This window comes from Lactococcus taiwanensis (assembly GCF_017068355.1).
Classification (GTDB): domain Bacteria; phylum Bacillota; class Bacilli; order Lactobacillales; family Streptococcaceae; genus Lactococcus; species Lactococcus taiwanensis.
The window spans coordinates 1252253-1267849 of record NZ_CP070872.1; the positions used below are offsets into that span (position 1 = coordinate 1252253).

Annotated in this window: 13 protein-coding genes and 1 riboswitch; of the genes, 1 reads left to right on the top strand and 12 read right to left on the bottom strand. The window is 38.1% G+C overall.

The window, feature by feature from the left end; all coding sequences use genetic code 11:
- Positions 1 to 6: 6 nt before the first annotated feature.
- The 5 genes from JW886_RS06200 to JW886_RS06220 all read right to left on the bottom strand — a co-directional run bounded on the left by JW886_RS06200 (position 7) and on the right by JW886_RS06220 (position 4427).
- Complete coding sequence (locus JW886_RS06200) at positions 7 to 462, bottom strand: MarR family winged helix-turn-helix transcriptional regulator (RefSeq protein WP_075525711.1); 456 nt, start codon at positions 460 to 462, stop codon at positions 7 to 9.
- Between the two features lie 114 nt (positions 463 to 576).
- Entirely contained in the window at positions 577 to 1212 is a 636-nt protein-coding gene (locus JW886_RS06205; RefSeq protein ID WP_205871586.1) for a hypothetical protein, read from the bottom strand.
- Positions 1213 to 1298: 86 nt separating this feature from the next.
- Positions 1299 to 2252 (bottom strand): magnesium transporter CorA family protein, encoded by a 954-nt coding sequence (locus tag JW886_RS06210; RefSeq protein WP_205871587.1) that lies wholly within the window; start codon positions 2250 to 2252, stop codon positions 1299 to 1301.
- 145 nt (positions 2253 to 2397) lie between these two features.
- Entirely contained in the window at positions 2398 to 3573 is a 1176-nt protein-coding gene (locus JW886_RS06215) for an MFS transporter (protein ID WP_205871588.1), read from the bottom strand.
- An 11-nt stretch (positions 3574 to 3584) separates the two neighbouring features.
- Complete coding sequence (locus JW886_RS06220; RefSeq protein ID WP_205871589.1) at positions 3585 to 4427, bottom strand: aldo/keto reductase; 843 nt, start codon at positions 4425 to 4427, stop codon at positions 3585 to 3587.
- A gap of 147 nt (positions 4428 to 4574) precedes the next feature.
- Between JW886_RS06220 and JW886_RS06225 the strand changes: the two genes are divergently transcribed.
- Positions 4575 to 4928 carry a winged helix-turn-helix transcriptional regulator gene (locus JW886_RS06225; protein ID WP_075525715.1) on the top strand — a complete coding sequence of 118 codons (354 nt, stop codon included), beginning with the start codon at positions 4575 to 4577 and terminating at the stop codon, positions 4926 to 4928.
- 46 nt (positions 4929 to 4974) lie between these two features.
- Here JW886_RS06225 and JW886_RS06230 read toward each other — a convergent pair whose 3' ends face one another.
- From JW886_RS06230 to JW886_RS06260, 7 genes are all read right to left on the bottom strand, one after another.
- On the bottom strand, positions 4975 to 5913 hold the full coding sequence (locus tag JW886_RS06230; protein WP_205871590.1) for a 2-dehydropantoate 2-reductase: 939 nt from the start codon (positions 5911 to 5913) through the stop codon (positions 4975 to 4977).
- 172 nt (positions 5914 to 6085) lie between these two features.
- Positions 6086 to 6523, bottom strand: coding sequence for a Spx/MgsR family RNA polymerase-binding regulatory protein (locus JW886_RS06235; RefSeq protein ID WP_075525717.1), 438 nt, complete (start codon positions 6521 to 6523; stop codon positions 6086 to 6088).
- Positions 6524 to 6665: 142 nt separating this feature from the next.
- Positions 6666 to 7043, bottom strand: a complete 378-nt coding sequence (locus tag JW886_RS06240) for a hypothetical protein (protein WP_205871591.1) — start codon at positions 7041 to 7043, stop codon at positions 6666 to 6668.
- 71 nt (positions 7044 to 7114) lie between these two features.
- Positions 7115 to 8656, bottom strand: coding sequence for a cardiolipin synthase (gene cls, locus JW886_RS06245; RefSeq protein WP_205871592.1), 1542 nt, complete (start codon positions 8654 to 8656; stop codon positions 7115 to 7117).
- A 112-nt stretch (positions 8657 to 8768) separates the two neighbouring features.
- On the bottom strand, positions 8769 to 9314 hold the full coding sequence (locus JW886_RS06250) for a folate family ECF transporter S component (protein WP_205871593.1): 546 nt from the start codon (positions 9312 to 9314) through the stop codon (positions 8769 to 8771).
- An 81-nt stretch (positions 9315 to 9395) separates the two neighbouring features.
- Positions 9396 to 9495, bottom strand: a riboswitch (THF riboswitch).
- A 105-nt stretch (positions 9496 to 9600) separates the two neighbouring features.
- Positions 9601 to 9750 carry a hypothetical protein gene (locus JW886_RS06255; protein WP_200407293.1) on the bottom strand — a complete coding sequence of 50 codons (150 nt, stop codon included), beginning with the start codon at positions 9748 to 9750 and terminating at the stop codon, positions 9601 to 9603.
- A 375-nt stretch (positions 9751 to 10125) separates the two neighbouring features.
- Positions 10126 to 15534, bottom strand: a complete 5409-nt coding sequence (locus tag JW886_RS06260; RefSeq protein WP_205871594.1) for a phage tail tube protein — start codon at positions 15532 to 15534, stop codon at positions 10126 to 10128.
- Positions 15535 to 15597: the final 63 nt, after the last annotated feature.

Consider the following 15597-nt stretch of genomic DNA (forward strand, 5'->3'; position numbering starts at 1 on the left):
CCATATTTAATAGTTACGCTGTTTACCACTTTTCACTGCTAGCCAATCTTTAGAGGTGTTTTCAGCCATTTTACTTAATAAAACGACGAGTTGTTGGCGCTCCTCTGTGGTAATGCCCTCTAGAGCAACCTGAGTGGAAAATTCATTTTCGCGAATAATTAGTGGATAAAGTGCTGCACCTTCAGGAGTGACATATAAGAGCTGTTCTTTCTTATTTTTTCTGGTTTCTTTTTTAAAAACTAACCCTTTTTTCTCCAATTTATTTATGGCTCGATTCGCTGTAGTTTTATCAACACAAAGAAGTTGCGCAAGCCGATGTTGAATAATTCCCGGATTTTCCATAATCCTCACCAAGTAAAGATACTGCCCTTTAGCCAAGTCAAATTGAGAAAATTCCACGTTACTGATAGAGTCAAGCGAGCGTGAAATTGTACCGATTTGACGTAAAATAATGCTTTCCATCTCTCACTCCTTCTTAACACTATAATAAAATATTTTTGTTGCATTTGCAACTATTTTCTTTAAATATTTGAAATTAAAACCACCCAAACATAGATTGGGTAGCTTATTAGACAATTATTCTCCGTAAATATCGGCATCACTTAATTTAAAAATAACTAAAGTTTCTGAAGGATATGCAGCAAGTTGGTTTGCAAAACTATCGTCATCATCTTTCTTGACTTTTGCTTTAAGTGTGATATTCACTTTATAATGCTCTTTACTGAGTGTTTCGTAAAGCGAACGAAGATCCGCAATGTCCTGACTGCTAGCTTTCGGAAGAACTGTATATTTTGCATAGTCTTCATCAAACCAAGATCCTTCTTTTTCAAAGTCAACTGGAGAATTCTCTCTGATTTGCAATTTCACAGAAATATCATAATCAAAACCTTGCTGCTCAATTATTTTTGCAACTTTAGCCATCGCCTCATAATTTCCGCTCGCTTTTAGTTTAAGGGTGGCTTTATAAGGGATACCTGCGAGCTCAAAACGCCCTGCAATTTTAAAAGGATCTAACTCCCCACCCTTTTCGTCAAGTTCTGGAGGTGCAAAGTTTACAGAAATAGAATAACCACGCGTCAACAGTTGTTCGTACTGCGTGATTACTTCTGGAGTTTCGAGTTCATCAATGAACTCATTAAAAGTACGCTGGGTCAGCTTATTATTTTCAGCTGCTTCTTCTTTAGGATATATAATCTTTACTTGATAAGGCATAGTCCCATTATAACAAAAACTATACTTTTTAGTGAATAGTTATAACAAACTTTTTAATTAACACGACCAAATCTTTTGTCTATAATTCACATAAGTCGTCTTTTCTTCAACCATCCCCAGACAAAAAAACTAATTACTAAGGAAATAAGGAACACAAGTATAAATCCGTAAGCTAGCTTCTCAAAGGGCAGCGGCACGTTAATCCCCCAAAATCCATAAACCATCGTCGGTATTGTAAGAATAATAGAGATGCTCGTCAATACCTTCATAATTTCATTGAGTTGATAAGAGCTAAGATTATTAATCATAGTATCTAAACTTGAAAGATATTGGTTGTATGAATCTACCATGTCTTTTAAAGTTGTCATTCGATCACTTAGCTTATCATTAGCGTTTTGTTTAAGTTTTGAATCACCAAAAAAATGCTCAGAATACTTTCCAAAATTTTCAATAAGTCGTTCATTATTACGATAAGTTGATGATAACATGATTAAATACTTCTTAAGTTGTAAAATTTCATTGAAAATTGGTTTTACTGCACCTGATTCTTGAATGCTTCGTTCAATTTCAGAAATTCTTTTTTTTACCTCTTTTAAATCTTCAAACATATCATCTAATGTAAGATAGATAAAACTTACCACAAAAGTATTAAAAGTTTGAGAACTGTCGTACGTTTCTCGAAGTCGCTCTGATAACTCATGAAGCCTGTTTTGAGTCACCAGAATGAGGTGCTCCTCTGATTTAATAAAAACAATAGCATCAACCATTTTACTAAATTGAACCTGTTTTTGAGAATCAGGCACTAACAGTTTAAAGACAACCCATTCCCGCTCCTGCTTATCTTCTCTAAAATCATAAAAGGACTCTTGAGTTTCTTCTAGAACCTCTTTTAACTCTACCTTAGAATATGGAATCCACTCACTGATTAGCTCAATTTGCGGTTCATAAATATATGGTAGAATCCCTTTATTTCCAATTAGTAAGTCCTCATAGTCTTTGCTACCTAAGGTTTTCCCATCGTATTCCTGAAAATCTAGCATCTCCCTCTCCTTTAGATAGTGATAAAAGTAGATTATCCCATCTCTTCAATTTGTATAAGCCCAGTTTCATACTATTTTATCAAAAGAAGTAAACGTTATCAAAGCCAGTGCTCGAAATAACATAAAAAACGTCATTATTGACGTTTTACTTCATTTTCTTGAGAGTTCCAGCAGTAAAAATCATTGCTAGAAGCGCAAGAACTATACCAGCTAAAGGAGTATAATTAATACCTATATACTGAGTGACTTGTGCCCCGATTAAAGAGCCTACTGTAATCCCAATATTAAAAGCGGAAATATTGAATGAAGAAGTCAGGGAGATATCATTCGGAACTTCCTCTTCTGCTAATTGTACAACATACAGTTGCAAACCGGGAACGTTCATAAAGGCGAAAAAGCCAAGCAACAAAACAGCAATTAGACCGAACCAAGCATTCCCGCTTATTATAGCTACTGCAAGTACTGCCAAAGCGACTGCTAGAGCTGCAAACATTTTTGTAAGGGCTGCAAGGACACGTTGATTGGCCCAACGTCCGCCTAATGTATTACCTATCGCAACCATTACTCCATACCCTAACAAAATAAAGACAATCATATTAGGAGAAAATCCAAATTCATGTTCTAAAATTGGTGAAATATATGTGTACGCTGTAAAAGTACTACCATAGCCTAGAGCCGTGATAAGAAAAGAAAGTATGATTGATTTATTAGAAAAAATTCTCTTTAACCCACGTAAGTCAACTTTCCCAGGGATTGTTAAATCTTTAGGAACAAGGATACTGCTGAAAATAAGCCCTACTATTCCTATTGCAGCGATAAATAAAAATGATCCATTCCATCGCGTTTGCTGTCCAATAAACGTTCCTAGTGGCACTCCTACCACCGTTGCTACTGTTAGCCCCATGAACATCATCGCAATAGCTGAAGCTCGCTTAGAAGGATGAACCACATTTGCAGCAATCACGGTTGATACCGCCATAAAAATTCCGTGAGCTAACGCTGCTAAGACTCGCCCAGTGAGTAATAGTCCGAATGTAGGCGCAAATGCAGTTAATAAATTCCCAATTATAAATAAAACCATAATTGACATCATTAATTTTCTTCGATTCCATTTTCCTGTAAAAATGGTAAGGAGAGGTGCACCCACAGTAACACCTAAAGCATAAAGTGAAACTGTTAAGCCCGCTTGAGCTAACGTGACATGAAATTGCTTAACAATCATGGGCATTAAACCCACACTTATGAATTCTGTAGAACCGATTGCAAACGCATTGATTGCTAAGGCAAGTAGCGTAAGTTTTGGTGATATTTTTTTTGTCATTATTTTCCTTTTTATTTAAAATCAAATGTGTTAGGATTTGGTCCTACACGTAAATCTTCGTTTAAAGCATCAATTAATTGCATCTGAGCTTCGCTCAGGTGAAAGTCAAAGACTTGACTGTTTGCAAGCATTCGTTCTTTTTTTACCGATTTTACATTTAGTAGTATTTCTTGTTGTATTGCCCAACGCAAAATAACCTGTGCAGCTGATTTATTAAGTGCGCGCGCAATACCTAAAATGACTTCATTAGTTAAGAGTTGTCCTTGCATCAAGGGGGACCATGCTTGGACTTTAATACCTTTTTGAGCACAATATTCTCTTAAGGCTTTTTGATTAAGCTTGGGATGCAGCTCTATTTGATTAACTACTGGAATAACTTCAGCATAGATTAATAAATGTTCTAAATGTTCTATTTCAAAATTGCTAACCCCTATGGCTCGAACCTTACCTTCTTTATACAATTCTTCTAAAGCCCTCCAACTTTCGTCAAACGCGCCAAAACCAGGCCAATGAATCAGATATAAGTCTAGATATTCAAGACCTAAACGTTCTAAACTTTGGTTAAATGCGGCAATTGTTTCGGAATAAGATAAGTGATCATTCCAGACCTTTGAAGTAACAAAAATATCTTTGCGTTCTAATTTGGCTTCTTTGAGACCTTGTGCTATTCCTTTACCCGTTCCTATTTCATTTCCATAGATTTGTGCTGTATCTATTAAGCGATATCCTGTCAAAATTCCGTTTTTAACAACTTCCTCAGTCATCTCATCTGAAATTTGAAAGACCCCTAGACCTAAACCAGGGATTTCTACCTGATTATTTAATAATACTTTGTCAGTAAGTGAATGAATCATTTGTTCTCCTTTATTTTTTTAAACCTTTTTTTTCGACGAAAATTATTGTATAATAAATAAAACGGTTTGCATAGTACCTACTTTTTAGTTCTATACATACCAAAAAGTGTCTATTGTGGTAAAATAAAAGAAAATTAGGAATAAAAAATGTCAGAAAAAATTTATAATATTGCTGTCGAAGCAACTATGGAAGTGATAGGCGGAAAATGGAAACCTATTATTTTATGTAACCTAAGGCACGGTGCTGTCAGACCTGGCGAGTTAAGACGACTCATTCCCGGGATAAGTCAAAAAATGTTAACCCAGCAATTAAAAGAATTGGAAAGTTCCCAAATCGTTAAGCGTACTTCTTTCAATGAAGTGCCACCTCGCGTAGAGTACTCATTAAGTGAATATGGGGAAAGTTTAAGTGAAGTAATGGATAGCTTATGTGATTGGGGTAAACTCCATATTCAAACTTTAAAAAATAATGGAAAATCTGTTTGTCTTCTGCAAGATTAAAAGCCAGTCATAGGACTGGCTTTTAATCTTTTCCGCAGACGTTTTTTTAATGCGCCTCTAAAATTTCTTCTTTGCTATGAATCAACTGAGCTAAAAAGTCGCAATATGGTGTTGGGATACTGTATTTTCTACCTTTTCTAGATACCGCTCCATTGATATAATCAATTTCTGTCATACGATGATTCTTTATTAAATCCTGATACATTGAGGGATAATGGAGACCGATAGTGTCAGGATTAAAGCAACTTTCAACATGTGCTACAACTTCTTCTAAATCGAGTTCAACACCTTCATATTGTGCTACTGACACGAATTCTTTGATAATTGCGGCAACCATTTCATGTGCAGGGCTAGTCTCTCCTAAACCTGCCATATTCGTATCAAGAATCGTGCACAACCCATTCATCGTCCCATTTACACAGGCTTTTCGATAAATAGAATAACGAATATTATCTGAGTATTGAGCATTCAAACCCGAATTTGTTAAAACTTGAGCTATTTCTTTTGCTGTTTCTTCTTCACCTTCTCCAAGATTTTGGAGTTCGACAGAACCATCTCCAAATAGTTTTACTCGACCAGGTCCTTCAAGTCCCGCAGTCCACATTGTATTACCAATGAAAATATTCTTCATTGGAACATATTTTTCAATGATATCCTCATGACCAATACCATTAAGTAAACATAATACTTTTGTATTTTCTGAAAGCATAGGTTGAATATCAGATAGCATCTTGTCTAACTGCATCGCCTTAGTAAAAAGTATAATTAGTTCCATTTCATTTTGTAAATTCACTTCAGACTGTAATTCTACCTTTAATTGTGCAGTTAACTCTTGTCCATTCAAGTTAGCAGATAAGCCGTGTTTTCTAATGGTTTCAATATGTTCCTTCCAACCATCAATCAATGTTACATCGTTACCACCTTGATGAAGCATCAGGCCAAAACGGCTCCCCATGGCACCTGCACCTGCTATTGCGATTTTCATACTTTAATCTCCGATATATTTCTAGAATTATTTTTGTAGTTTCGGTGTTTTAAATAGAATACATTTTATAAAAACTACTCTATCAAGATTGTAGCTTTTTCTGATTTAAAAATCAAAAATTATCTTTTGATATAAAAAACCTACTTTAACAAAGCTAGGTTTTTTTAAATGATCAAATGGCGAAATGATGTTTTTCTTCTTCATCCCATAAACGCACGTTCTCAATAGCTTTGCCTAATTCTATTTGTCTAACAGAACGCGGTAAAAATTTACGGATTTCATCTTCATTATATCCCACTTGTAAACGATGCTCATCCATAAGAAGTGGTCGTCGTAGTAGTTTATAATTTTGAGTAATTAAATCAATAAGTTCATTAGTAGTGAGAGACTCAAAATCAATTTTGAGGGATAATTTTTTATAAATTAAACTTCTTTTAGAGATAATTTCTTCCGCTCCCTTTTCAGTCAATGAGAGTATTCTTAATATATCTTTTTTTTGAAGACTATTTTCTAATATAACTATTTCTCTAAATTCTAATTTATTTGCTATTAACCATTGTTTCATTTTTCTACTTGAAACACAATTTGTGGCAGAGAACAATTTAATCATATCGCACCTTCTTTTATTTTATTGTTTTTCTCTCATCTATATGATTATTATATTAAATAAAAAAGTTATTGTCAATATATTTTTTCACTTAAATCTCATTTTTTTGTTATTTTATACAAAAAAAACACCTCCTTTGAGGTATTTAATCAAAAATAAATGGGCTTAACCCATTTAGGGCACGCTGTTCTGGTATTCCTAAGCATTTAGCAAAAGCTGTAATATACGCAATATCCTGCTTTGAGACTTGTTTTATAACATTAAACTGAGCTTTCCCTTTTAAAATTTCTACTGTAATTTTATGAATATCATCAATAAAAAGATGTAGTTGCTCGTTTTTTCCTTGAAATAGGACAACGGAGACTTTTCTTTCATTTGAAGTGACTTGTAATTTAGTTCCTTTTAAATAACTATCAATTACCAAATCCATCATTTGTCTTTCAATTTCAGCAAATTTTTCATTAGATATAGACATGATCGTTTCTAAATTATCCCGTGCGATTGTTGTTTTTCCTCTGAGCATATTTTTTCTCCTGTTATTAATAAGTTAATTATAGCAAAGAAATATATTAGAGCAAAATGAGAACATTAAGCTTATACTAAAGGCGCAAACAATCTTAAAATACTTTGAAAAATGATGACGATTGGTGAAAAATGCGATATAAACTGAGCGTCTATTTCTTTAGAATTAGTAAAAACTTCTTCATAATCTTCTTTTATCAAATCAATTACAGAAGTTTGATACATCCATATCCCACATTCAAAATGAAGGTATAAACTGCGAAAGTCCAAATTTGCTGTACCCACTATTGCGACCTTATCATCGCTCAGGAAAGATTTTGCATGCATAAATCCTGGAACATATTGATATATCTTGACACCTGCCTCTAATAAACTTTGATAATAAGATTGGCTCATCAAAAAAATAAGTTTTTTATCAGGGATATCCGGTAGGACTATCCTCACGTCAACCCCTCGTTTAGCAGCGTTTTGAAGTTGAACAATCATTTCATCATCTAGTATAAGATAAGGAGTAAATATATAGACATACTTTTCTGCATTACCGATAATATTCATATAAACAATCGAGCTCACATTCTCCTCATCGAGTGGAGTATCTCCAAAAGGTTGTATGAAACCATTTCCTTTAAATTGAGATTTTTTATAAGCTTGAGGTTTATAACACTCGAAGCTGTCGTTAGTACAGGTAATATAATTCCACATTTCTAAAAACATGCTGGTCAAACTTGAAACTGCTTCACCTTCAATGCGCAATCCTGTATCTTTCCAATAACCTAAGCGATAAAGTTCATTGGTATACTCATCACCAACATTCATTCCACCGGTATATCCTATATACCCATCAATTATTACTATTTTACGATGATCTCGGTTGTTCATCAGTAGAGAAAGAATTGGCCGCATGGGATTAAACTTAACACATTTAATACCTCTTTTTTGAGCTTCGAGATAGAAATCTTTTTGAACTGTCGTAATGCTACCTGCATCATCGTAGATGAATCTGACATCCACACCTTCTGAAACTTTCTGTTCTAAAAGGTTTAATAGTCGCTGCAATAATTTTCCTTCAGCAATAATAAAGAATTCTAAAAAAATAAAATGTTCAGCTTCTTGCATTTCATTTAAAATAGATTCAAAGATCGCTTCACCACTCTTAAAATACTTGGTGTCAGTGTTCCTGTATAATGGATAGTATGAATACTTAGAAATGTAAACAGACTGGTTAGCCCTCGCTAAATCTATAGCCTTTAGTTCTGTAAGCACTTCATTGTTTTGAGGAAGTTGTGCGATAAGACTGCCATGGGTTTCTGATAATCTTTTTCTAGCAGAAGAATTCCACCAATAATGCCCAAAAATCAGATATAGTGTAAGACCAACTAGCGGAAATGCGAGAACTAATACAGCCCAAATTAGTTTATATGCTGAATTGATTTTCCGATTTATTATGATAAATAACACTATCAACGATAAGAACTCTATTAAAGGGAGAAAATAGGTTAAATTACTAAAGTGATACATCAGCCAAACAAGCCATATAAATTGTATTGCAATCGCAAAAAGAAAAATAAGCAAGCGCCCCATCAAAACTCTTTTCAATTTTCTTCTTTCTCGCATTTTTTCCCTCCTCTCTTTAAGCTCTATTATAACTTTAAACCTATAAAAAAGAAAAAAGAATCCTCTTATCCCAACGTTTATAAGATAAAAAAATCAAGGTTAGCCTTGATTTTTACAGAAATATTTTTAAAGTTTTTATTGATTGTAATGTTGGGATAAGCAACATTAGGATAATCGTTTGAAAAGGAATTTGAACAAGCAATAATGCACGGGCTGCTAACAAGGAAAGGAAAGTCGCAAAGCTAGCATGAGGAATAATCATTGTTACCCAAATCGTATTAAAAAAAGTGGAATCAACGAGCATAATGACAGTCATTGCCCCAAAGAGGTATAGCCAATGTATCCGATTCTTTATGTCAAAAAATTTTCTATAAAAAAATAAGCCATATAATATACCCACAATAAAAGCAGAAATTGTAAAACCCGGAAAGTAAGCATACCCTGATAAAAGAGAGCTTATTAAATCACCAAAAGCTAAAATTAAAGCTGTCCATAATGGTCCTGCTATCATACCGATTAGTGCATTGGGTAAAAAAACTAGACTAATTTTAAAAAAAGAATTACCAATGGCTAAATTAGATAGGACGATCTGTAAAGCTAGTAGAAAAGATAGAAAAACTAAGCGTTGCAAGCTCATTTTCGAGGTTAATTTTAACATGTTATTCTCCTTAGGCGATAGCCTTTTTCTATAAATAATAAGGTAGAGCAACACTGATTAATGCAATAAAGGTACAAAAAAACCAGCGGATGCGAAGAAACACCGCGGATTCAATAAAGAATCCTTCGCCCACAAGCAACATCCCGTCTTGTGGTACTTAACGCATTTCTCCTACTCTGTTTACATTTTTCATTATAGCACAACTAAGCTGCAGAAAGACCGTTTAAAATATTAAATACTGAAGTAAAAAAGGTGAGCCCGCTTGCTCACCTTATAATAATTACATTTATTTTTTTGTGTTTGAAGTAAGAGACTTAAATTTGTGTTTCCACTCGTTTTGAAACCATCTATTATCAAAAGTATCTGCAAGAATAGCATTTCTTTCATCTTGCTGTTTACTATTTTTAACGACTGCTACTGAAATTTTCTTAGACAATTGACTTCCTCCTGTTAGCTGACCGCTTAGGCCCTATCAAACTGGTTTCTTCCTGTAAACACTTCTTTTTGTTTACCTAATCTAATCAGTACGAGATACTTACTTCGTAACTTTTATAATTATATCAAAAATGAGGCTAAAATGAAAACTAACCGTCTTGTTTTTTATGATAAAAAAGTCTCCTCTCATCATCGGATGAGGGAGACCAGTGCTTGTAATTTGAAAAGAATTTCAGAGATGTCAGAGTTGGATAGGCTCTGACTTAATCATTCTATCGTATTCTTAAGAATTATCCTAACAATAAGCTTGAAAATTCTTTCACATATTTTTTCTTATTTATAGTTCTTTTACTATTAATATACCTCCTTAGTTATTTTACTGTTTTTTTCTCCAGAATAATAAACTTCCAAGTGATGTTAGAAGGAACGCTCCAAGTGCACCAAGCCATCCCGTACTTGCTTCACCAGTACTAGGAAGGCTATTCGCGCCAAAGTTTTTACCGCTTGTTGAGTTAGTTAGCCCCGATGCGGATTGAAGAGAAGGCGTAGTGTTACCATTCCCCCAAGCATTCGTACCAGAATTTGAAATAGGAGTCGCTTCTAGTCCACCATTCCCATTTCCTGTTTGCCCTGAAGTTGCTCCATTGCTACCATCACTAACTACTGGTTGACCTGTTCCTGTTCCTGTTCCTGTTCCTTCACCTCCCGTTCCTGTGTTATTACCATTGTTGTTTCCGTTTCCTGTATTACCTCCTGCGTCAGTTGGATCGGCTGGTGTGGTGAAGTTAGTCATTACACTTATCAGTCCATCATAAGTTGTATAAGCTTGTAAATCTTCCAAAGCGTAAGCTGCTCCCGGTTCAACTATCAATACATAGTTACCATTTGCATCAATTGTTGCCACACCCAATACTTGCCCTGGGAGAGCTAAGTTAGCTCGGAATAATTTTGATTGTGGGGCAGGGACCACTATCGTTACTGTTCCCCCAGCGTATTCTTTACCAGCATATCCAGAGATGGTATAACCTTTTGATGAAGAACCAGTGGCAACAGCAGAGGGTGGAGCAATCACTTGATCGGCTGGTGTCACACTGTAAGCTTTCCCACTTGTATTACCAGATTTATCAGTTGCAGTTAAAGTCAAAGGCTGATTAGCACCAACACTGCCCTTAGGTAAAACAATGGTAAAGGAGCCATTACTGTCTGCTCGTACACTACCTAAAAGATTATTATCGTTATCGTAAACGTTGACCAAAGCTCCCGCTTCTGCCTTCCCTTTTATCGTATATCCTTTTCCTGAATTTCCGGATACTGAAGTAACTTTTGGTGCTTCGGGAGCCGTGGTGTCTGGATCACTTGGTGTTGTGGTACTTGTCGGTTGGCTAGTGTTACCTGAATTGTCTGTAGCTGTTACTGTTAATGGAGCATCTGGTCCGACACTACCGGGCACTTCAATACTATAGTTACCTTCTGAATCAACGGTACCGGTGCCTACTGTATTGCCGGCATCGTCTTTAATTGTAATGGTTGACCCTACTTCACCAGTACCACTCACTACATAGCCATCTGTCGAATTACCTGTCACTCCTCCTACTGTTGGCGCTTCGGGGGCCGTGGTGTCTGGATCACTTGGTGTTGTGGTGCTTGTCGGTTGGCTAGTATTGCCTGAATTGTCTGTAGCTGTTACTGTTAATGGAGCATCTGGTCCGACACTACCGGGCACTTCAATACTATAGTTACCTTCTGAATCAACGGTACCGGTGCCTACTGTATTGCCGGCATCGTCTTTAATTGTAATGGTTGACCCTGCCTCACCTGTACCACTTACCACATAACCATCTGTCGAATTACCTGTCACTCCTCCTACTGTTGGCGCTTCGGGGGCCGTGGTGTCTGGATCACTTGGTGTTGTGGTGCTTGTCGGTTGGCTAGTATTGCCTGAATTGTCTGTAGCTGTTACTGTTAATGGAGCATCTGGTCCGACACTACCGGGCACTTCAATACTATAGTTACCTTCTGAATCAACGGTACCGGTGCCTACTGTATTGCCGGCATCGTCTTTAATTGTAATGGTTGACCCTACTTCACCAGTACCACTCACTACATAGCCATCTGTCGAATTACCTGTCACTCCTCCTACTGTTGGCGCTTCGGGGGCCGTGGTGTCTGGATCACTTGGTGTTGTGGTGCTTGTCGGTTGGCTAGTGTTACCTGAATTGTCTGTAGCTGTTACTGTTAATGGAGCATCTGGTCCGACACTACCGGGCACTTCAATACTATAGTTACCTTCTGAATCAACGGTACCGGTGCCTACTGTATTGCCGGCATCGTCTTTAATTGTAATGGTTGACCCTGCTTCACCAGTACCGCTCACTACATAGCCATCTGTCGAATTACCTGTCACTCCTCCTACTGTTGGCGCTTCGGGAGCCGTGGTGTCTGGGTCACTTGGTGTTGTGGTACTTGTCGGTTGGCTAGTGTTGCCTGAATTGTCTGTAGCTGTTACTGTTAATGGAGCATCTGGTCCGACACTACCGGGCACTTCAATACTATAGTTACCTTCCGAATCAACGGTACCGGTGCCTACTGTATTGCCGGCATCGTCTTTAATTGTAATAGTTGACCCTGCCTCACCTGTACCACTTACCACATAACCATCTGTCGAATTACCTGTCACTCCTCCTACTGTTGGTGCTTCGGGGGCCGTGGTGTCTGGTGCATCTGTTACTTCCAAAATTTGGGTTACGTCTGCATACCCTGGTGCCGAGTAAGTAACAGTATAGCTCCCTGCAGCAAGTTGACCGTTAACCACAATTTCACCCTCACTATCACGGATTACGGCTGTCACAGAAACGGTGTTACCGTTGCTATCTGTAAGCTCTGTCAATATTGGAGCATTAGCATCCGACGCTCCTGGAGCAGTAGTTGTAGCTGTTAGAGTACCCGAAGGAGCATTTAAGCTTGGATCCATAGGGGTAACGAAAGTTGTGGAGCTACTTTCTCCAAAACTATTTGTGGCTGTAGCTTCTAGTGTCTGCTCTGGACGTGGTCCAACTGGTAAAGCTACACTGTACGAACCATCATCATTAGCGACAGTAGTTCCTAAAACATTGCCATCTAAATCTTTGATTGTAACAGTAGAATTTGCCTCAGCATTACCACTCACAGTGTATCCATTAGTAGAATCACCACTTGCTGTAGCTGTAGGCGCTCCTGGAATAGGATCTCCTGGAGTATTGAAGTTTGCAGAATCACTGATATTACCAGAGCTGTCTGTTGCCGTAATACTTAAAAGAGAACTTGGACCGACCTCACCAGCAAGAGTTACTGTAAATTCTCCCGAAGCATTCGCTTGAGCAGTCCCTACTTGGTTATTTGCATCGTCATAGATTGTAACTATAGCATTCGGTTCAGCTGTCCCTTTCACAGTATATCCTATTTGAGAATTCCCAGATACTTCAGTAACAACTGGAGCATTAGGAGCAGTTGTATCTGAAGGATCTGATACGATCAGTGTTTGCGTGACATCATCATAACCTGCTGCTGAATATGTAACGGTATAAGTGCCTGCTCCTAAACTACCATTTGTAACGGTCGCTCCTGTACTATCTGTAATGATAGAAGTTACAGAAACATCTGCTCCTGTACTATCTTTCAGCGTAGTGGGCAGGTCAGCTGTGGCATCTGTTGCTCCCGACGCACTTGTTGTAGCTTCAAGGTTGCCTGTCGGGGCGACTAATGTTGCGGTGGTGCTAGGATCTGATACGATCAGTGTTTGCGTGACATCATCATAACCTGCTGCTGAATATGTAACGGTATAAGTGCCTGCTCCTAAACTACCATTTGTAACGGTCGCTCCTGTACTATCTGTAATGATTGAGCTTACAGGAACATCTGCTCCTGTACTATCTTTCAGAGTAGTGGGCAGGTCAGCTGTGGCATCTGTCGCTCCTGACGCACTTGTTGTAGCTTCAAGGTTGCCTGTCGGGGCGACTAATGTTGCCGTCGTGCTAGGATCTGATACAATCAGTGTTTGCGTGACATCATCATAACCTGCTGCTGAATATGTAACAGTATAAGTGCCTGCTCCTAAACTACCATTTGTAACGGTCGCTCCTGTACTATCTGTAATGATTGAAGTTACAGAAACATCTGCTCCTGTACTATCTTTAAGCGTAGTGGCCAGATCGGCTGTGGCATCTGTCGCTCCCGACGCACTTGTTGTAGCTTCAAGGTTGCCTGTCGGGGCGACTAATGTTGCGGTGGTGCTAGGATCTGATACGATCAGTGTTTGCGTGACATCATCATAACCTGCTGCTGAATATGTAACGGTATAAGTGCCTGCTCCTAAACCACCATTTGTAACGGTCGCTCCTGTACTATCTGTAATGATTGAAGTTACAGAAACATCTGCTCCTGTACTATCTTTAAGCGTAGTGGCCAGATCGGCTGTGGCATCTGTCGCTCCCGACGCACTTGTTGTAGCTTCAAGGTTGCCTGTCGGGGCGACTAATGTTGCGGTGGTGCTAGGATCTGATACGATCAGTGTTTGCGTGACATCATCATAACCTGCTGCTGAATATGTAACGGTATAAGTGCCTGCTCCTAAACCACCATTTGTAACGGTCGCTCCTGTACTATCTGTAATGATTGAGCTTACAGGAACATCTGCTCCCGTACTATCTTTCAATGTAGTAGGCAGGTCAGCTGTGGCATCTGTCGCTCCTGACGCACTTGTTGTAGCTTCAAGGTTGCCTGTTGGGGCTACTAATGTTGCTGAATTAGTGCCATCTAGATAGACATACGAGACCCCGTTTGCATTGCTCAAGATACTGACATCAAGAAAATTAGATTTTACTGCCGTCCCAACAAAGCGAGCATCTAATGGCCCTTGCAAAGTAGGTGGAGTGATTGTAGTCGGAATAGTAATACTCGTATCTCCTAATACTGACGCATTTAGGAGTTGACTAAGAATATCGCCTGTGCCATTGATTAAGGGATTGAGCACAACATCGACAGCAGCAGTAAATGTGGCTTTTAAAGGAAGAAGCGCTGTGTTGACAACAGTTGCAGCGAGTCCAGTTGCTTGCAAAGCATTAATCGCATTTTTTAAATTGGTCAAAATCGTGGTCAGATTTTGAGCAAGTACTTGGCCAAGTCCATCATCAAGTTGAGCGCTAATTAGGGCTCCTGTTCCATCTATACTTGTTGTAGCTGAAAAATTTCCCCCACCAATACTCTGTACACTTTTCAATAGATTAAGTTGACGAGTTACTTCTGTCAAGTCCAGACTTGCTAGAGGGTTGCTATCTAAAAGTGTTGTCACACTGTTAAGGAAGGTGTCCCCTGCAGAAACGAGCGTATTTAACAGAGCGACTTGATTTAGGTCTACCGTAATGTTTGTATTAACAGTTGTGTTGCCGTTGGGTGAAACAAAACCGCGGAGTTCCTGAGGAACGGCAAGTACAGCATAACGTTGTCCATTGAGAAGAGAAGCTCCAGCTAAAGTACTACCAGAAATGGTAAAGTTAACATTTTGAGCACCCGAGTCACTTGTCCACCGGTTCTCTGCTGTAGTTCCACTAGTATTGCTCGCGTTAACATTGCTGAGTAAATCAATATCTAAGACATCTGCCTTGGCTGTGATCTGATGTTCAAGAAGACTATATGCTGTGGGAACCAAAATCGATGTCATCAGTAAACCACCTGACATAGTAGCGGAGAGTACTTTCCGTTTGGTAATAAGTTTTGTCTTCGAAAGTTTTGTTTGCTTAAGGGTGTCCATTGTCTTCCTCCTAAATCTGGCATCTTCAAACATGCTTCGGTGATCAGTCGTTGCATATTTATT